The following is a 19,974-nucleotide window of genomic DNA, read 5'->3' on the forward strand; positions in this document are numbered from 1 at the left end:
TTTTTCAAAAAAAGTAACACAACAAGCTCCTTCCATCGAAGGTTCAAGCAGTAAGATTCCATTACAAATATTATTACTGCTCAATTTGGAAAATGCCTACAGGGAGCTGGTGTGAAACTCGACCCCATCGATCCACAAAAATTTACCGATTTTGTCAGCTACTCGGAAAAAAAGCGTACCCGCGGGGAACGCTTTCTCGACAAGATCAAACCGCGTTCTGCTGCCATGCGTACCACGGTACTGGTGGTTTTCGTGGTCTGTTTCAGCCTGTTCATGTCCTTATGGTTCTTTTGGCGTACCCTGTTTTTACCTGAAATCCAGCAACATGCGCGTTATCTGGCCATGGAACTGGAAATTCTCAACAATCCCGATCTGCGCCTGTATCACAAACAGCAGGAAGTCGACATTGACGATTGGTTAAGAAATCGGGTCGGCATTGAATACGTGACCAATCCAGCAGAATATCCCACTGTCCGTGAAAAGCTGATTGCAGAATTTTTTACCCGGCAGATCGAAACCAAACTGGCCAAAGAGTTACGTATCGAACAAGCCACAGTCTATTTCCAGTTTAAGCCGAGTCCACGTATCTGGATCCAGACCCCTGAAATGAATGGCCACTGGGTACAGGAACCTTTAAAGACTTATGCCAATTATAGCAATGAACTGATTTTGGGCTGGTTGCTTGGCACGCCGATTATTGTCGGCATCATTATTTTGACCTTGGTGCGTCAGCTCAACCGTCCTTTACGCCGTTTGCAGAATGCCGCCAACAGTTATAGCCGCATCGGCTCAGCACCCTATCTAGATACCAATCATGGTCCACTGGAAATCCGTCAGGTCAATCATGCCTTTAATCAGATGATTTATACGCTGGACCAGACCGAGCGGGAACGCCGAATCATGCTGGCCGGCATTTCACATGACTTGCGCACGCCCTTAACCCGAATCCGCCTCAGTGCCGAAATGATGCCAGATGAAGACTTTCTCAAAGAAGGCCTGATTTATGATGTCGAAGATATGGACGCGATTCTGGATCAGTTCATTTCCTATATGCGCGACGGTTCCGATGAAGAACCGCAGGACACCAATGTCAATGTACTGCTACAGGAACTGGTCAAGCAGTTTAAACCGCTAGATATCCGTTTCACCCCACAAGATATACCGACCATTCAGGCACGTAGCATGTCGCTAAAAAGACTGATTGGCAATCTGATCAACAACTCAAAACGCTATGGTTCAGAACCAATTGAGCTTTCTGCGCATGTTGAAGAAGATCAACTGTTGATTTGTGTCGCAGACCATGGCGAAGGCATTCCGGAAGATCAGATTGAAGCCTTGATGCAGCCTTTTGTTCGGGGCAATTCGGCACGAACGGTACAAGGCAGTGGCTTGGGGCTGGCCATTGTGAAACGGATTGTCGATATTCACCATGGTCAATTACGTATCCATAATCGTCCTGAAGGTGGGCTGGAAGCTATCATTTCACTACCCGTGAATCAGGCGAACCCTGAGACACTTCCCCCCGCCACTACACTCGATAAAATCCGCCAAACCTTGACTGATCACTTTTAAGAAGTGATCAGTAATTCAACAAATGACTTTTTAGTTTTTCTATACAATTCATTTTATAGTTCACGAATTCAATCATTTAAAAATCATCATTTTTTATTATACCTACATTTAGCTAAAAAATTAGACCTTAGCCTAACACCTATGCACAATACATTTTTTGAGCGGTACAATCCGTATCATAGTTTAAGAATTAATGAGAGTTAAAATGTCTTTAGATCGTATCCGTTTAGCCTCCCTACACAACAAAGTCATCAGCCCTGAACAAGCGGCTGAATTCATCCAAGATGGCATGACTGTGGGTATGAGTGGCTTTACTCGCGCGGGTGAAGCGAAGGCGGTTCCTTTAGCTTTGGTTCAACAGGCAAAAGCAAATCCATTAAAGATCACGTTAATTACTGGTGCATCACTAGGGAACGATCTAGACAAACAACTGACTGAAGCTGGTGTATTGGCACGTCGTTTACCGTTCCAGGTAGACAATACTTTACGTAAAGCGATCAACAACGGCGAAGTGATGTTCATTGACCAGCACTTGTCTGAAACTGTTGAGCAAATGCGTAACCTGCAGTTGAAAAAACCAGATGTTGCGATCATTGAAGCGGTTGCAATCACTGAAGATGGTGGCATCATTCCAACCACATCTGTAGGTAACTCTGCAAGCTTTGCAATCTTTGCTGAAAAAGTAATTGTAGAAATCAATACCAACTTAAGCCCGGCATTTGAAGGCTTACACGATATCTATATCCCGTCATACCGTCCAACGCGTCAAGCGATTCCTTTGACTCAAGTGGATGAGCGTATCGGGACACATGCGATCAATATCGATCCATCTAAAATTGTTGGTATCGTATTTAACAGCGAATTGCACGACTCTCCATCTACTGTAACCGCACCAGATGATGAGACTCAAAGCATTGCCAACCATTTGATCGCTTTCTTTGAAAAAGAAGTAGCTGAAGACCGTCTACCGAAAAACCTCGGACCTCTTCAAGCAGGGATCGGTTCAATTGCAAACGCCGTATTGACGGGTCTGAAAGATTCAAACTTCGAAGACTTGATCATGTACTCAGAAGTACTACAAGACTGTACGTTTGAATTGATCGATGCCGGTAAAATGAAGTTTGCTTCAGGTTCTTCTATTACGCTTTCTGCTAAGTACGGCGAGAAAGTATTTAACAACCTAGAACAATACAAAGACAAACTGGTATTACGTCCACAGGAAATTTCAAACCATCCTGAACTGGTACGTCGTTTAGGTATTATCGGCATCAACACTGCACTTGAGTTTGATATTTACGGTAACGTGAACTCAACTCACGTATGTGGTACCAAGATGATGAACGGTATTGGTGGTTCAGGTGACTTCGCACGTAATGCCCACTTGGCGATCTTCGTAACCAAATCAATCGCGAAAGGTGGAGACATCTCTTCTGTAGTGCCGTTTGCTTCACATATCGACCACGCAGAACATGATGTTGATATCCTAGTGACTGAACAAGGTCTTGCGGATCTTCGTGGTTTGGCTCCGCGTGAGCGTGCACGTGCAGTAATTGATAACTGTGCGCACCCAATGTACCGCGATGCGTTGAATGATTACTTTGACCGTGCATGTGCAAAAGGCGGCCATACCCCTCATCTTCTTCGTGAAGCGCTTTCTTGGCACTCAAACTTCGAAGAAAATGGTCACATGCTTGCTGTTGAAGCTGCAGTAAAAACTGCATAATTGACTGCATTCACAAAACGCCCTACGGGGCGTTTTTTTATGGCATTTTTATATTTTTTTTGAATAGTCAGAACCTGATTATATTAAGGAAGCCATCTGGCTATCACCTACTCTTTCTTCTTTTATTTATCCTGCCGATCTGCTGTAGAAATACACTTCTGATGCTCAAGGGCTTTAAATTCTGATTCTTCACCCTCATACTTGAACACAAGAGCAAAATTAGAGACATGACATGCGCGTAGATATCTGGTCAGATGTGGTTTGCCCCTTCTGCTATATTGGTAAAAAACGTTTAGAAGCTGCTGCACAAGAAGCAGGTATTGAGCTAGAAGTACATTGGCACAGTTTCCAGCTCGATCCTGAAGCACCGGTACGTCAGGAAGTCTCCAACTCTGAGCGTCTGGCGCAAAAATATGGCCGCACCGTGGCAGAAGTCGAAGAGATGCAGCGCAATATTGCTGAAATGGCCAAAGCCGAAGGTATTGAATTTAACTGGGAAGGTGCCAATTCAGGCAATACCTTTAATGCGCATCGCCTGATTCACCTGGCGCAAAGCAAAGGTTTGGGCAATGAAGCACAGGAAGCGTTCTTCTATAGCTATATGACCCAAGGTCTGGCGATTGGAGAACGTGAAACACTGGAAGATGTCGCAGCGCGTATTGGCCTGAATCCGGTCGAAGTCGATGACCTGTTGGATTCGGAAGAATATGCTGATTTCGTCAAATTCGATCAGGAAGTCGCACATGAACAACTCAAAGTGACCGGTGTACCTTTCTTTGTTTTTGATCAACGTGTGGCATTGGCAGGCGCGCAGCCTAAAGAAGTTTTCCTGCAAGTATTTGAAAAAGCGCTCGATACATCAACCAACAGTCAGGCAGCACAGTGCTCACCAGAAACGTGTGACACGCCAGACCAAGCTAAATAAAACAACGTTCAATAAAAAAACCCCATTTTAAATGGGGTTTTTTTATTTGTTATTGAATGGCATTCGCTTAATCAACCAGAAAACTAATTTTTAAATTGACACGATATTCCGTGATTTTATTTTCTTTAATGACAACCTTCTGTTCATTGATCCAAGCACCTTGTACATTTTTGACCGTTTCTGTGACTTTTTGAATGCCCGTTTGAATCGCATCTTCAAAGCTTTTATTGCTGCTTGAATTGACTTCTACCACTTTTGCAATTGCCATAATAAAACTCTCAGCATGAAAATGAATGGAATTCCATCTTAGTCCATTCTCAGAAGATTGCAGCAGCCCGTAAACAAGCGATAGCAAAAACTTACATGGATTGAACAAAGCTAGAAATTCAATCTTAAATTGGCAGATCAAAAACACATCGCCGTTTGTTTTGGCACTCGATCAAGTCCAGATTCTCATCGCCAAAACAAAGCATAAAGTCCTGTAAAATCATAAAAATCAAACTAGAGTAAATACACTAATTTATTGTTTTATAGAGTAATTTATCTAAAATTTACTGCCTGAATTTGCCGAATCTATCATTTTATATTAAGTCTTATTTGCTATTATTTCACCCGAATTAAGTTTAAATATTCTCCTCTGTTCAAGTCATTGAACACTCTGATATTAAAGGTCATCCTATGAATGCTCTTAAATTTGCTTTCGCTGCAACCGTTATGGCTTTTTCCGTTCAAGCGTCTGCACAAATGGCGCAAGTGGTTCATCTGCCAGACTTTCCAGCGACTAAAGCACCTGCTGAAACAGTAAATACAGATGCTGCGACTGTAGCAACTGAAAAAAACGGCTTAATGCAAAACTGTTTTGCATTAAAACAGGCTGATTGATTCAGCCTGCTTTTTTTATCATATTGAACACATTCTGTGTAAAAGATGCACAACTCTCAAAAATATCGACTATTTCCTACTCTCATTTTTTCTATTGATTTTTATCACTTTTAATTAAAAAATTTGTTTATAAAACACTCAAAATAGATCACTATTTTATGTGATCTCTGCTTATAATTGCAGCAATATAAATAGATTAATGATAAGAAAATTTTTTATGCATGAACTTCAGGCATTGGTACAGGGCAAAATTCCGCCTCAGTCAGTTTCTATTGATTATTTAATTGAAATGGCAGAAAGCTATACAGACTCGAATTCTGCTGAATACAGACTGGTCGAGCTGGCGGTTAACATTGTACTGGCACAAACCCTGGATAAAGCACTGAAACATCTCTAGAGATCAAAAAATGAATGCTTTAGAAAAAGCACACTTAATTAAAGAATTACATGGACTGGCGCAGCAACTGGAGCATAAAGTCCTGCCTTTATATGAAATTGCCCGTTCTAAAAAAAGAATACGCGATATTTTTAATCTGTGTGATGAGCCTATTTTCAAAACCCAGATTTCAGCATTTAAAGCCCGCACTCAGCCTGAACTTGTTGCTTACCAATTTTCTGCTGACACGTCTTATCATCTGAGCTTTCGTGGCTATTTCACCGAAATCTTGGCGCTGGAACAAGCATTGTCTGCCCATCCGGATTCAGGCTGGGCAGTTTTACATCATCCTGAACGTGGCTGGCAAATCTGGCTGATTCCGATTCCCCAATCTCCTTCCTTGCACAGCCAATGGGCTGAACTGCAACACTGTTATATCTGGCTGTTGCAACAACAGCAGCGGTTTTCTTGTCTGCAACAGGATCCCCCCTTGATCGTTCCTGCCCTATCCTTAAACGAAGCTGAAATCAGCTTAAAAGCTGTGGAAACAACCAAATATCATCGGGGACGGCCGCGTGCAAGAATCCATGCATTAGAACTACATCGCTCAGATGAGCTACCCATACAGGTACCCACTGTACTGGAGCCTCCCGATCCTCAACTAAAAACTGAAACGACAATTCAGCAAGAACAGATCACAGTCTCCGAATTGATTCAATTCCCTGCACAGATCCAACTAGGCGAACTAAACGTCCATGTACACCCTTTAGGCTTAGAAGAAACCAATATCCAGCGACTCTGTGCTTTAGAATTGGGGCACAATATCGAGCATCCTGCCTATCTGGATATCGCACTGTATTATGCAGCAGAAGATAACTGGCAGGCACGTCAGGTTTATTTGGTTGAACAACTGAATCTGCAAGGCCAGTTTGTTAAATATCTGATGCTCTTGGGGGTACCGAGTCAGTTACAGGCTCACTATTGTATTCAACATTGGCTTACCCATCATCAACGCCAGGCTGCTGCGATTAAATCACTGGCATGGTCTGTTATAAGCACCAGTTTCATGCAACTCGAGCTTTTTTCAACGGCTTACTTGCAGCAGGCTGAAACAGTCTGGACACAGCCAGATTACCATCCATTTATACCCGCACAGTCCATTCAAAAGCAGAAATTTATCTCGTTTCAAGAAGCTGCTGCGGATTTTTCTACCCCAGTGCTTTTGCTACAGGAACATCAAAAAATCCGAGTGATTCATGGTGAAAAACGCATCTCTCTCGCAGAGGATGAGCTGGCCTATCCATACATCTTGCTGCAACGCGACAAACAGCTAAATTGGCAGAATATTCACAATATTATTTTAACAATGCCACAACCCATTCGGGTATTAGAGCTTTATCGGGAAATTCAGGCTCAAATGATTGAATAATTGCTGTTATTTTGTAGCTTTAACTTGCTTTTTAAGGCCGTTTTTTAGAAAACTACAGCTGAATATAAGAATACAAGAGCAACAAATATCTCATGCAAATAAACAGGATTACTCAAATTTTACTGCTCTCTCTGGGCTTAGGAATGAGTGGTAGCATGTCTTGGGCAAATTCAGTCACAGCTGCTCCTGCCAGTCCAACAAATACAGAGCCAAGCCGATCAGGCTTGTTGGATCAGATTCCACGTTTGATCGATGCAACACCCACCGTTTTGCCGGAGCAATCAAGTGTCGCCATCGTTCCATCCACGCTAGAGACAGAAAATTATTCATGGGCGGATCAAAAGCAGAAAGGCCTCCGCGAATGGGCCGATCGTACTGCGCATAAAATTGATAACTGGTTTGGTGAAACCGATCCAGATCAGCCAGCTGCAGCCACATTACGGATCATTTTAGATAATCGCTGGGATGAATATGAAGGCTATGAGATTAAACCCCGAATCCGCGGCAAGATCAAACTTCCAACCTTGGAACAAAAGCTGAGTGTGGTTTTTGGTGATGACAGTCTGGACAATGAATTAGACAGCAATGTCGCGATTACCAATGAAAATCCTGCCACTTCCGGAGATAAACGTCTGGATACTAAACGTGCACGTGAAGATAACAGCTCTTTTGCCTTACGTTGGTCTGAATGGTCAGATCGTATTCCTTTCGAAACCGATCTGGATCTGGGCTTACGTTCTGGCGATGATATTTATCTGCGTGTCAAAGCCAGTAAGGACTGGACACTAGAAAATGACTACTCTTTTCATGCCGAACAGATTTATCGCTATGGCATTCAAAGTGAAAACTATTTACGGACCAACTTGGAACTAATCCACGCCCGTCCCAATCAGGCCTTTTTCTCCAATCAGCTCAGTCTGACTTATGCAGATGAACAAGACGACGATCTGACCTGGGACAACTACACCTTTAGGCAACATCAGTTTTTTCAGGACAACCGTTTTAGTTACGGCATTTATACCGGTGGTTATCTAAATGACAAGGATCTGCGTCTTAACCGCTGGGGTCCCTATGTGTCGTGGAGACAACCTTTTTTACGTGAATGGTTTTTTGTCCAGACCGACCTGAACTACCTGAATGATCATCGCGAGGATCGTGACCACTATGTCGGGGCTTTGGTACGTTTAGAAGCATTGTTTTAAACTGAATGATGGTGGAAAATATAAAAGCCCATCATTCATGGGCTTTTTTCAATATTATTGAGGCAATCAGCGCGGTAAGTATTAGCTGGTTTTATTCAAGATAATACGATCACTGCGTAGCACTCGTTTTTGCTGTAATGAAGGTTGCTCCATCACTGGCATATTGAAGCGAATACGATCGCTATGTTGCACACGTTGTAGTTTTGCTGCCTCTACTTTCGCAACTTTATAAAAACTGATTCGATCTGTGCGTACCATTTTTTCTGCAGCAGGTGCCGCTAGACTAACTTGGCTCATCGACATCAGGATTACAGCGCCCATACTGATCATCAGCTTAAATTTCATAACATTCTCTCTCTTTGCTTTATAATCGTAATTATAAATTAAAAATTAATTAATAATCCAAAATATAGATTTATGATTCGAAGGTATTTTTTTATCCTGTCTATCGTTTTTCCAGATCATTTCTAGAATTGAAAAATGAAGCAGACATAAAAAATCCCTCCTAAGAGGGATTTTCTCATTCAATACATCAGCACTTAAGCAAGCAGCAAACTATTAATTCGCTTGACATATTCAGCAGGATTTTCTGGTAATCCACCTTCTGCAATCACCGCTTGGTCGAAGATCACATTGGCCAGATCATCAAACTGCGCCGAGCCATCCAGTTTTTTCACCAACGGATGTTCCGGGTTGATTTCCAAAATCGGCTTGATATCCGGCACAGGCTGACCTGCATCTTTCAGCATACGAACCAGCTGTGGAGACAATTCACCTTCTCCAGTCACCAGACAAGCCGGAGAATCGACCAGACGCGTCGTCACCCGCACTTCTTTGGTCTTGTCTTTTAATGAATCCGTCAACTTATCCACCACCGGTTTAAACTGGGCTGCGGCTTCTTCAAGGGCTTTCTTCTCTTCGGCATCCTGAAGGTCACCTAAGTCAACTGCACCTTTCGACACGTTTTGCAAAGGCGTACCATCGAACTCATTCACAAAGTTCATCGCCCATTCATCCACGCGTTCAGTCATCAACAGAACTTCAATGCCTTTTTTCTTGAACAGTTCCAGTTGCGGTGAATTTTTCGCAGCATTCAGGCTATCTGCAGTCACATAATAAATGGCTTTCTGGCCGTCTTTCATGCGTGCTTTATAGTCTGCCAATGACGTGCTAACTTCATCATTGGTCGAAGTCGCATAACGCAGCAGTTTCAAGATACGTTCACGGTTACTGAAATCTTCACCCAGACCTTCTTTCAATACTGAAGCAAATTCCTGATAGAAAGTCTTAAAGTTTGCCTGATCTTTTTCATCTTCAGATTTAGCCAGATTATCCAAAATGGTCAGGATACGGCGGGTATTGCCTTCACGGATGGTTTTTACATCACGGCTTTCTTGCAGTAATTCACGACTCACGTTCAATGGCAGATCGGCACTGTCCACCACACCCTGTACAAAGCGCAGATAGTTTGGAATCAGGTTATCTGCATCATCCATAATGAACACGCGTTTCACATACAGTTTGATACCAGCTTTGGATTCACGGGTGAAAATATCATGTGGCGCTTTGCTTGGAATATATAATAACTGGGTATATTCAGTGCTGCCCTCAACCCGATTATGCGCCCAAGCCAATGGCGCTGCGAAATCATGGCTTAAGTTCTTGTAGAACTCGACATACTGCTCTTCAGTGATTTCAGACTTGTTACGAGTCCATAATGCACTGGCTGAGTTAATGGCTTCCCACTCATCGGTTTTGACATATTGGCCACCTTTAGACGTTTCACCTTCAGCCGCTTCTTCTTCCTGCCAGACTTCTTTTTGCATCTGGATTGGCAGGCTTATGTGGTCTGAATATTTATTGATAATCTGCTTCACTTTATAGCTTTGCAAATAATCTAGCGCATCGTCACGGAGATGCAAAATAATATCGGTACCACGACTTTCTTTAGTGATCTGTTCAACTTCGAACTCACCGGTTCCGCCACTAATCCAGCGTACGCCTTCAGAGACATCTGTACCGGCACGACGGGATTCTACCGTGATCTTGTCAGCGACAATAAAGCCGGAATAGAAACCGACACCAAATTGACCAATCAACTGGGCATCGGCTTTTTGATCGCCGGTCAGTTTGGACATAAAATCTTTGGTACCTGATTTGGCAATAGTCCCTAAATTATCAATGGCTTCCTGTTCGCTTAAGCCGATCCCGTTATCTGAAATGGTAATGGTTTTATTGTCTGCATCCAGGCTGACACGAACGCGCAGATCCGGATCATTTTCATAAAATTCGGGATGATTAATCCCTTCAAAACGTAATTTGTCACATGCATCTGAGGCATTCGAGATCAATTCGCGTAGGAAAATTTCAGGGTTTGAATAAAGCGAATGGGTCACGAGATGTAGTAACTGAGCCACTTCAGCCTGGAAACTATGTTTTTGTGCGCTAGACTCGCTCATTAATCACTCCTTTTATTTTAAATACAGGTCAATACTGTTGCCTATATGAATGGAGTGAGTTGCTCAATTTTCAATAGCCAGTTGTATATTTTTTCTCAAGATATTTTATAAAGAATCGCTTGATCTGATCTGGCTTGGATTTTTAAAGACTTAGGTTTAAGTCCTAATAAGGCCCAAGCTTATAAATACGTTGAAATTGCAGGTCTATTTGCTGCTGACGCATATTATAGACCTGACTAAGACAGGATACCGATTCCTGACAGCGGTCACGAAATTGTAGCCATTTCACCTGATCGCGCTGGATCACCGAGCGGGTTCCCATAGGCACCATACGACGTAAAATATGATAGCTGGTACTCATCTTGACATCGGCATCATTCAGCAGACGATGTTCACAAATCGCTTTCTCTGTCACGGTTTCAGCTTTCTGACAATCAAAACTTGCCGCATAGGCAGACCCTGCCAGCAGACTGAAGAAGATCACAATACCTTGGCTTAAAAACTTCATGCTGATCTTCCTTATTATTCAATTATTAAGTCGTATTCAATTAATATTTACTTTATTCGTTTTAATATAGTTGAACATTGCCGATCTGCTCAATTTCAATAAGTTATAAATCGTTGTTATTTTGAAAAAAAAGCCTCATTCAAAATGAGGCTTTTTTGTTGAGCAAGGCTAGAATTTAGAACTTGTAGCTATAACCGATCGTATAAACCCAAGGATCAATATTCAAGTCGAATTTAGTATTATCAGCATCATCTAAAGTCACTTCAGGACTCAAATCTGCATAGCGCACGTCAGCAAATACTCCCCAGTTTTTGGCATCGGCTGGCTGATAATTAAAGCCGACTTGACCTGCCAAACCAAACTCTTCTTTCACGTCTTTAGCCAGACCTTCTTCATCCCAAGCAATAAAAGCTGTGCCACCTACGCCAATATATGGTGTAAAGCGTGTTGTATTTTTAAAGTTATATTTAGCGGTAATTGTGGGTGGCAGATGTTTGATCTTAGCCACCTTACCTACACCTTGAAGAGAAATGTCATGGTTAAACGGGGTAGCCAATAATAATTCTGCCGAGATATTGTCATTAAAGAAGTATTCAACCGATGGCGTAAAACCATATTCCTGATCGGCTTCTACGACTAAACCTGGTGCAATTTCAGTGTCACTTGATGGTGCTAAAGAACTGGCACCGACTTTCACCTGCAATTGACCTGCCATCGCAGATGCAGAAAGACCCATTAATGCAATTATAGCAGCTTGCTTTAACATTTTAAAATACCCCACAGGAAGAATAATTATTAAGAAAATAAATCTTAATTAATAATAAACACGAGGGAAAATAATATGCAATAAGTATTATAAAACTAATTTTTAATTATTATTTAAACTACTGATTTAAAAAGTTATTTATTTTAAATTGACTGAATTAGTTGGTTTTAAATACCAAGTATATTAATCAGATAAATATGAATTTATTCAGACTAAAATAATCAGGTTTATATTAATTTTTATTTAAACATATATTTTAAATACCTCTTATTATTTATTTTAAATCCAGATAAATCTGCTCCAATAGTTATCAGAGCAGATTGAAATTTACTTACAGAACCATGGCTGCAATCCAGCCAAAGATGATAAGCGGAATATTAAAATGAATGAAGGTTGGAACCACACTATCCTTCATATGGTCATGCTGACCATCCATATTTAAACCCGAAGTTGGGCCTAAAGTTGAATCTGACGCTGGAGAACCGGCATCGCCCAAAGCCGCCGCAGTCCCGATAATCGCAATGGTCGCAGCCGGGCTAAAACCAAACTGGATACACAGCGGAACATAGATGATGGCCAGAATCGGCACGGTTGAAAATGATGAACCAATGCCTAGGGTAATCAACAGACCGATGAGCAACATCAGGAACGCTGCCAGTGCCTGACTGTCACCAATCCAGTTGACCGATGCTTCGACCAGTGCAGGTACCTGATTGGTCGCTTCAATCACGGCGGCAAAACCTTGTGCTGCAATCATGATAAAGCCGACCAGCGCCATCATGCGCATACCGGTAATGATCACATCATCCGCTTCTTTCCATTTGAAAATGCCAGCACAGCTGAGAATCGCGACACCGACTAAACCTGCCAGAATCATTGAATCTGAATACAGCTGTACAGCCAATGTGGCTACAACTGCAAGACCGGCCATCCAGATGGTAAATTTCGAAATTTCAGGTTTAAGGTTTTGCTCTACTCCAAGTTCAGCAGAAATACTTTGCTGCTCTTCGATATGAATATCTTTATAGAGACGTGGTTTACGGTAAGAGAAGAAAATGGCAATCAACAACCCGACCAGCATGCCAATGACCGGAATGACCATTGCAGATGGAATCTGATCATAAGTAATTTCAAAACCATAAGGCTTACCAAAGGTATTGATGTTATGCCCCAGAATATCATTCAGGAAGATCGCGCCAAAACCGACTGGAATGAGCATATAGGTGGCAACCAGACCAAAGGTCAACAAACAGGCCACCAAACGGCGATCCAGTTGTAAATGGTTAAATACAATCAATAGCGGCGGAATCAGTACCGGAATGAAGGCAATATGCACGGGAATGACGTTCTGCGAGAACACGGCTGCAATAGCAACCGTGAAGAAGATCAGATATTTCACCCGGTTTTGCGCTTTAAAATCGGCCTCACCTTTTAAGGTGCTGATCATTTTATAAGCCAGTAAATCCGGTAAACCCGAACGCGCCAGAGCCAAAGCAAATGCACCTAAAATACCGTAAGCCAAGGCAATTTTGGCACCACCACCCAAACCATTGTTAAACGCGTCCAAGGTTCCCTGCAGGCCCAGACCTGCCAATAAACCACCTGTAACAGCACCAATGACCAGGGCAAAAACCACAGGTACACGTGCCAACGAGAGTCCGAACATGACTCCAATAGCAGCAAGAATTGCGAACATAATGAATCGGAATAGAGAGAAAGCGGCTATTTTATCAGAAAATGCGGATAAAAATTCCGCCACTTTTTTCTGGTGGGTTCATGTTTCGCGGAGTGGCCTATCAAGTGATGACAACAGATTTACGCTGAATAAACTCATCAATCAATTGAGCCACTTGCTCCGGCTGACTTAGAATCGCCCAGTGATTGGCAGCCAGTTCTACTTTGGAGAAGTCATCCGCCCATTTGGACATCTCATCGACCAGATCTGGCCCGACAAACTGGTCATATTTCAGCACAATTGCCTGTACCGGACAGATGGCAAAACGCTGCCGTGGTTGAGTTAAGCGTGGCAAAAAATTGGCCCGGTACAGGTTCACACCATATTTGCCATCTTTGACAATATGCGGGTTGAGTGGCAGATTATCGTGTCTTTCCAGTTGCTGCACGATCTTGCTCCAACGCTGCGGATTAAAAAAATTCCAGGCCAATGGCGCCACCAAGGGCAACTGAAACACAGCAATATACCAGGACTTGCTCATTTGCTTTAAGAATTTTGCCTTGTTTTGCTGGAACTGTTCACGCATCCAGAAAGCGGCATGATCCAGACATGGCCCAGACAAGGTGCTATAAGACAGAATTCGTCCTTTAAAGCGTGGACCGGTGACGGATTCCCAGGACTGAATTGAACCCCAGTCATGCGCGGCCAGATGAAAAGCACGATTCGGCAATATTTCGTTCACCACCTCTTCCAGATCCTGACTTAAACGGGCCAAGCGGTAATCGGAGATTTTTTTGGGAATACTGGACTCACCTGCGCCACGGACATCATAAGTCACAACAAAGTAATCCTGACTCAAATGAGCAATGGCTGGCTCCCAAACTGCCTGATGATCAGGATAGCCGTGAACCAGCACCAATGCCGGTTGTTCGGATTGTCCATAAGTTTTGACACAAAGACGCTGCTGATCCGTGGTATCGACCCATTGCATGTGCATTTCCATCTTTTGATCCTGTTTTTGTTATTGACCACTTAGTTTATAAATCGGCATGATTGATCAATGCCAGCGCATTTTTGTTGCTCTAGTATGCATAATCACAGCCGCAAAAAGAATGTCAGTATGAGCCTATTCCAGAAAATTCAAAAACTGCCTCTGGTTTCAAAATTTATTCTGAACCGCTATGCCCCTTATCGTGGTGCAGGCATCGAAATTAATAAGATTGATTTTAATAATTATCACGTTCGGGTCAAAATGCTGCTGACCCGTAAAAACCAGAATATTGTCGGTGTGCATTTTGGTGGCAGCCTGTATTCGATGGTCGATCCCTTTTATATGTTATTACTGATGCATCATTTAGGGCCGAAATATCTGGTCTGGGATAAAGGCGCCAGCATTCAGTTTTTGGCACCCGGTCGCGGCACAGTGGTAGCAGATATTCGGATTTCTGCTGAAGAAATTTCCACGATTATCAATCTGGCAGCCGATAATGCGCCAGTGTATCGACATTATCAGCTGAATATTTATGATGAAGCCGGGGTCAGAATTGCCGAAGTAGAAAAAACAGTATATATCCGGCGTAAACAGAGCAAAGGGAAAATTAACTCTCCTAAATAAGATAAAAGCGCCACATTGGCGCTTTTAAATCTAGATGAATCTGAAGTGACTTTCGACTTAACGACGACGGTTATCCTGTTCAATCGCAGCACCGGCACCACCACCGATTGCGCCACCGATTGCAGCACCCGCATTACCACCGAAGATGCTTTTACCGACTGCGGAACCAACAGCACCACCTACACCACTATAGGTCGCATTACGGTTTGAACCGCCTTGGGATTTACTACCCACTGCAGCACCGGCACCACCACCTACAGCTGCACCAACGCCACCGCCGACTTTATTACCAACACCACCACCGACTGCACCACCAAGGGCCGCAGCACCGATCCGTTGCTCATTGGCAGACATACTTTCACAACCCGCCAACATAAAGGTGGAAAGAGTGGCAACTGCCATAACACCCATTAATTTTTTCATGACCTTGGCCTTCCTGTCTTGCTTTAATTAAGCTTATCTTCATTTTATGAAACTAAAATCTGTAGCGTGTTACTTCTCTCGGTATTCCTGCTGAGTTTTGTAAATATCAATGGATTATTCTTCTGTTCAAGCTGTCTTATTTATAAATTTTAGACAAAAAAAGACGCCCGAAGGCGTCTCTTTTCTCAGCTTTAACTCGAATTAGAATTCTTCGTTAAATGCCTGGCTAAGCGCTTGGTCTACATCAGAGAAGTCATTGTGCAGTTCAAATTCTGCAGCTTCTGCTTCTTGACGACGACGCTCCAGGTGGTAAGCCAAACCTGTACCCGCTGGGATCAGGCGACCTACAACTACGTTCTCTTTCAAGCCGCGTAGATCATCTTCTTTACCTGTTACAGCCGCTTCAGTTAACACACGCGTGGTTTCCTGGAACGATGCAGCAGAGATGAACGAGTCAGTAGAAAGCGATGCTTTGGTAATACCCATCAATTGACGTTCAAACTTCGCAGGGAACTTGTTTTGTGCAAGAACTGCTTGGTTTTCTTGAACAACGCGGATGTAATCCACTTGTTCGCCTTTGATGAAGCTGGTATCGCCCCCATCAGTGATATCAACTTTACGCAGCATTTGACGTACGATCACTTCAATATGCTTGTCGTTGATTTTTACACCTTGCAGACGGTATACGTCCTGAACTTCGTTCACGATGTAGTTTGTCAGCGCAACTTCGCCTTTCAAACGCAAGATATCGTGCGGGTTCTGTGGACCATCAGAAATTGTCTCACCACGGTTTACATGCTCGCCTTCGAACACGTTAATGGTACGCCATTTCGGAATCAGCTCTTCATAGATTTCAGAGCCATCATCCGGCGTAATCACCAGACGGTTCTTACCTTTGGTCTCTTTACCAAAGCTTACAACACCTGACACTTCTGCAAGGATTGCATGCTCTTTTGGCTTACGTGCTTCGAACAAGTCAGCTACACGTGGCAGACCACCGGTAATATCACGAGTACGTGAAGATTCTTGTGGGACACGACCGATGACATCACCGACACCAATTGTTTCGCCATCGCGAACAGAAAGAATCGTGTTCTGTGGCAGGAAGTAGAACTGTTCGCCACCATCAACGGTATCCAACACAACAGCAGGACGCAAATCTTTACCTGACGCAGGACGTGAAGTCACTGGCAAGATTTCGATGGTTGACATACCTGTTGCATCATCAGTTTTAGAAGTAACCGTCACGCCATCAGCAATCTGGCTGAAACGCACTTTACCAGCAACTTCTGTTACCAATGGATGTGTATGCGGATCCCAAGTCGCCACGATACCGCCTGCTTCTACAGCTTCGCCATCTTTCAGCAAGATAGAGGCACCGTAAGGCAGTTTGTAACGCTCACGCTCACGACCTAAATCATCCGCAATACCGATTTCACCTGAACGTGAAGTCGATACCAAGTGACCTTTGGCATGTTGTACGGTTTTCACATTATGGAAACGTACTGTACCCTGGTTACGAACCTGCACGCTGTTTGCAGCAGAAGTTCGGCTCGCAGCACCACCCACGTGGAAGGTACGCATTGTTAACTGTGTACCTGGTTCACCAATCGATTGAGCTGCCATAACACCAACAGACTCACCCGGGTTCACCTGATGACCACGTGCCAGGTCACGACCGTAACATTTCGCACATACACCAAAGGTAGATGCACAGTTCACGACTGAACGCACTTTAATTTCGTCGACACCCTGGCTTTCGATAAACGCAGCCAGTTTCTCGTCAATTAAAGTATTACGTGGAAGCAGAACTTCATCTGTACCCACTTTCTTGACATCTTCAGCAACTACACGACCCAATACTCGTGCACCCAGGTTTTCGATGACATCGCCACCTTGAATGAACGGAGTCATTACCAGACCGTCATACGTACCACAATCCGGCTCGGTAATAACCAAGTCCTGCGCAACGTCTACTAGACGACGCGTCAAGTAACCAGAGTTCGCAGTCTTCAATGCTGTATCGGCCAAACCTTTACGCGCACCGTGTGTCGAGATGAAGTACTGAAGTACGGTCAAACCTTCACGGAAGTTCGCTTTAATTGGGGTTTCAATGATCGAGCCATCCGGCTTCGCCATCAAACCACGCATACCCGCCAACTGACGAATCTGAGCTGCCGAACCACGGGCACCCGAGTCAGACATCATATAGATCGAGTTGAATGATTTTTGCTTCTCGTCTTCACCCTGTTTGTTCTTCACAGTGGTGAAAGACAAGTTGTCCATCATCGCTTTAGCAACCTGGTCATTGGTACGCGCCCAAATATCGACCACTTTGTTATAACGTTCGCCGGCAGTTACGAAGCCTTGTTCGAACTGTTGTTCGATTTCACGAACTTCAGCTTCCGCTTTACCAATAATTGCTTGTTTTTGCGGTGGAATAACCATGTCTTCCATACCGACAGAAACACCTGAACGCGTCGCTTGACGGAAGCCCAAGTACATCAACTGGTCAGCGAAGATAACAGTATCTTTCAGACCCAATTTACGGTAGCAAGAGTTAATTAACTTCGAGATATTTTTCTTAGTCATCTCAACGTTAATTTGCTGGAAATCCATACCTTCAGGTACAACTTCCCAAAGTAGGCAGCGACCAGGCGTCGTATCTACAATAATGGTTTGCTGTTCACGGTTACCATCTTCGTCGATCACAGTCTGGTGTACACGTGCTTTAACGCGAGCGTGTAGATCAACCTGACCTGTTGCCAGTGCACGGTTTACTTCGTGAGTATCCGCGAACACCATGCCCTCACCTTTGGCATTGATTGCATCACGCGTGATGTAATACAAGCCCAAGACCACGTCCTGAGACGGTACGATGATTGGCTCACCGTTCGCTGGAGACAGAATGTTGTTCGTCGACATCATTAACGCACGAGCTTCAAGCTGAGCTTCAAGTGTTAATGGTACGTGTACCGCCATCTGGTCACCATCGAAGTCGGCGTTAAACGCAGCACATACAAGTGGATGTAGACGGATCGCTTTACCTTCGATCAGGATCGGTTCAAATGCTTGAAGACCCAGACGGTGAAGAGTTGGCGCACGGTTCAACATCACTGGATGTTGACGAATCACGTGAGCAAGAACGTCCCAAACTTCTGGAGTTTCGCGCTCAACCATTTTCTTCGCAGCTTTAATGGTGGTTGCTTGACCAGATGCCTGTAGTTTCGCGAAAATGAATGGCTTGAACAGTTCAAGTGCCATTTTCTTCGGAAGACCACATTGGTGCAAACGCAGGTTTGGACCAACAGTAATTACCGAACGACCAGAGTAGTCAACACGCTTACCAAGTAAGTTTTGACGGAAACGACCTTGCTTACCTTTGATCATGTCTGCCAAAGATTTAAGCGGACGCTTGTTCGAACCGGTAATTGCACGACCGCGACGACCGTTATCCAGCAATGCATCTACAGACTCCTGTAACATACGTTTTTCGTTACGTACGATGATGTCTGGCGCTGCAAGGTCAAGAAGACGCTTCAAACGGTTGTTACGGTTGATCACACGACGATAAAGATCGTTCAGGTCAGAAGTCGCGAAACGACCACCTTCAAGTGGTACAAGCGGACGGAGGTCTGGTGGAAGAACTGGAAGTACAGTTAACACCATCCATTCTGGCTTGTTGTTCGAATCGTTGAATGCTTCCATCAACTTCAAACGCTTAGACGCTTTTTTCAGCTTGGTTTCTGAAGTTGTAACAGGAATTTCTTCACGAAGACGTGCAATTTCAGCTTCAAGATCGATGTCTTTCAACAAGTCTTGAACCGCTTCAGCACCCATTTTTGCTGTGAATTCATCACCGTGTTCTTCTAATGCATTGAAGTATTCTTCATCATTTAGAAGTTGGTATTTCTCAAATGGAGTCATACCCGGATCGGTAACTACATAAGATTCGAAATACAATACACGTTCAATATCACGTAGCGTCATGTCTAATAATAGACCGATACGGCTAGGCAATGATTTCAAGAACCAGATGTGTGCAACTGGAGATGCTAGCTCGATGTGACCCATACGTTCACGACGAACTTTCGCAGTTGTTACTTCAACGCCACATTTTTCACAAATGACGCCTTTGTATTTCATACGCTTGTATTTACCACACAAGCATTCGTAATCTTTCACTGGACCAAAGATTTTGGCACAGAACAAACCATCACGTTCAGGCTTGAACGTACGATAGTTAATGGTTTCTGGCTTTTTAACTTCACCGTGAGACCATGACTTAATCATTTCTGGTGACGCAAGACCAATACGGATGCGGTCAAACTCTACTGGAGCATGACCGTCTGAATCCGTCTTTTTGCGCATGATATCGAGCAAGTCTTTCAATTTTTTTCTCCGTGTGTTGTGGAGATT

Annotated in this window: 17 protein-coding genes; 8 read left to right on the forward strand and 9 right to left on the reverse strand. The window is 43.6% G+C overall.

Going from position 1 to position 19,974, the window contains the following annotated elements; translation table 11 throughout:
- The first annotated feature begins 111 nt into the window (after window positions 1-111).
- The 3 genes from NI470_RS04020 to NI470_RS04030 all read left to right on the forward strand — a co-directional run bounded on the left by NI470_RS04020 (window position 112) and on the right by NI470_RS04030 (window position 4,220).
- On the forward strand, window positions 112-1,572 hold the full coding sequence (locus NI470_RS04020; protein ID WP_180038619.1) for an ATP-binding protein: 1,461 nt from the start codon (window positions 112-114) through the stop codon (window positions 1,570-1,572).
- Between the two features lie 205 nt (window positions 1,573-1,777).
- A complete protein-coding gene (locus NI470_RS04025; RefSeq protein ID WP_253147765.1) occupies window positions 1,778-3,295 on the forward strand; it encodes an acetyl-CoA hydrolase/transferase family protein in 1,518 nt (505 codons plus the stop codon).
- Window positions 3,296-3,527: 232 nt separating this feature from the next.
- Complete coding sequence (locus NI470_RS04030; protein WP_004647323.1) at window positions 3,528-4,220, forward strand: DsbA family oxidoreductase; 693 nt, start codon at window positions 3,528-3,530, stop codon at window positions 4,218-4,220.
- A gap of 67 nt (window positions 4,221-4,287) precedes the next feature.
- On the opposite strand, the gene NI470_RS04035 is transcribed toward NI470_RS04030, so the two are convergent.
- Entirely contained in the window at window positions 4,288-4,488 is a 201-nt protein-coding gene (locus tag NI470_RS04035; protein ID WP_004278594.1) for a dodecin family protein, read from the reverse strand.
- 410 nt (window positions 4,489-4,898) lie between these two features.
- Between NI470_RS04035 and NI470_RS04040 the strand changes: the two genes are divergently transcribed.
- From NI470_RS04040 to NI470_RS04055, 4 genes are all read left to right on the forward strand, one after another.
- Window positions 4,899-5,102, forward strand: coding sequence for a hypothetical protein (locus NI470_RS04040; RefSeq protein ID WP_016806869.1), 204 nt, complete (start codon window positions 4,899-4,901; stop codon window positions 5,100-5,102).
- A 217-nt stretch (window positions 5,103-5,319) separates the two neighbouring features.
- Complete coding sequence (locus NI470_RS04045; RefSeq protein WP_004647321.1) at window positions 5,320-5,499, forward strand: hypothetical protein; 180 nt, start codon at window positions 5,320-5,322, stop codon at window positions 5,497-5,499.
- A gap of 10 nt (window positions 5,500-5,509) precedes the next feature.
- The gene (locus tag NI470_RS04050) at window positions 5,510-6,907 is read left to right on the forward strand and encodes a hypothetical protein (protein WP_253147766.1); all 1,398 of its coding nucleotides are present in this window, start codon (window positions 5,510-5,512) and stop codon (window positions 6,905-6,907) included.
- Window positions 6,908-6,999: 92 nt separating this feature from the next.
- The gene (locus NI470_RS04055; RefSeq protein ID WP_253147767.1) at window positions 7,000-8,109 is read left to right on the forward strand and encodes a hypothetical protein; all 1,110 of its coding nucleotides are present in this window, start codon (window positions 7,000-7,002) and stop codon (window positions 8,107-8,109) included.
- A gap of 81 nt (window positions 8,110-8,190) precedes the next feature.
- Here the strand turns inward: NI470_RS04055 and NI470_RS04060 are convergent, their stop codons facing one another.
- From NI470_RS04060 to NI470_RS04085, 6 genes are all read right to left on the reverse strand, one after another.
- On the reverse strand, window positions 8,191-8,454 hold the full coding sequence (locus NI470_RS04060) for a hypothetical protein (RefSeq protein WP_005108064.1): 264 nt from the start codon (window positions 8,452-8,454) through the stop codon (window positions 8,191-8,193).
- Window positions 8,455-8,648: 194 nt separating this feature from the next.
- A complete protein-coding gene (gene htpG / locus NI470_RS04065) occupies window positions 8,649-10,568 on the reverse strand; it encodes a molecular chaperone HtpG (RefSeq protein ID WP_253147768.1) in 1,920 nt (639 codons plus the stop codon).
- A gap of 163 nt (window positions 10,569-10,731) precedes the next feature.
- Window positions 10,732-11,076 (reverse strand): lysozyme inhibitor LprI family protein, encoded by a 345-nt coding sequence (locus tag NI470_RS04070; protein WP_004647317.1) that lies wholly within the window; start codon window positions 11,074-11,076, stop codon window positions 10,732-10,734.
- Window positions 11,077-11,251: 175 nt separating this feature from the next.
- Complete coding sequence (locus tag NI470_RS04075; protein ID WP_253147769.1) at window positions 11,252-11,842, reverse strand: OmpW/AlkL family protein; 591 nt, start codon at window positions 11,840-11,842, stop codon at window positions 11,252-11,254.
- A 331-nt stretch (window positions 11,843-12,173) separates the two neighbouring features.
- Window positions 12,174-13,538, reverse strand: a complete 1,365-nt coding sequence (locus NI470_RS04080) for a Na+/H+ antiporter family protein (protein ID WP_253147770.1) — start codon at window positions 13,536-13,538, stop codon at window positions 12,174-12,176.
- A 100-nt stretch (window positions 13,539-13,638) separates the two neighbouring features.
- Window positions 13,639-14,520, reverse strand: a complete 882-nt coding sequence (locus tag NI470_RS04085) for an alpha/beta fold hydrolase (protein WP_253147771.1) — start codon at window positions 14,518-14,520, stop codon at window positions 13,639-13,641.
- A gap of 117 nt (window positions 14,521-14,637) precedes the next feature.
- Here NI470_RS04085 and NI470_RS04090 point away from each other — a divergent pair, with 117 nt between their 5' ends.
- Window positions 14,638-15,132, forward strand: coding sequence for a DUF4442 domain-containing protein (locus NI470_RS04090; protein ID WP_253147776.1), 495 nt, complete (start codon window positions 14,638-14,640; stop codon window positions 15,130-15,132).
- Between the two features lie 57 nt (window positions 15,133-15,189).
- Here the strand turns inward: NI470_RS04090 and NI470_RS04095 are convergent, their stop codons facing one another.
- Together NI470_RS04095 and rpoC are read right to left on the reverse strand one after the other, a co-directional pair.
- Complete coding sequence (locus NI470_RS04095) at window positions 15,190-15,555, reverse strand: glycine zipper domain-containing protein (protein WP_005108070.1); 366 nt, start codon at window positions 15,553-15,555, stop codon at window positions 15,190-15,192.
- Between the two features lie 201 nt (window positions 15,556-15,756).
- Window positions 15,757-19,947 carry a DNA-directed RNA polymerase subunit beta' gene (gene rpoC / locus NI470_RS04100; protein ID WP_253147772.1) on the reverse strand — a complete coding sequence of 1,397 codons (4,191 nt, stop codon included), beginning with the start codon at window positions 19,945-19,947 and terminating at the stop codon, window positions 15,757-15,759.
- Between the last annotated feature and the right edge of the window lie 27 nt (window positions 19,948-19,974).

The organism is Acinetobacter lwoffii, from assembly GCF_024129115.1.
In the GTDB taxonomy this organism is placed as follows: Bacteria; Pseudomonadota; Gammaproteobacteria; order Pseudomonadales; family Moraxellaceae; genus Acinetobacter; species Acinetobacter lwoffii_T.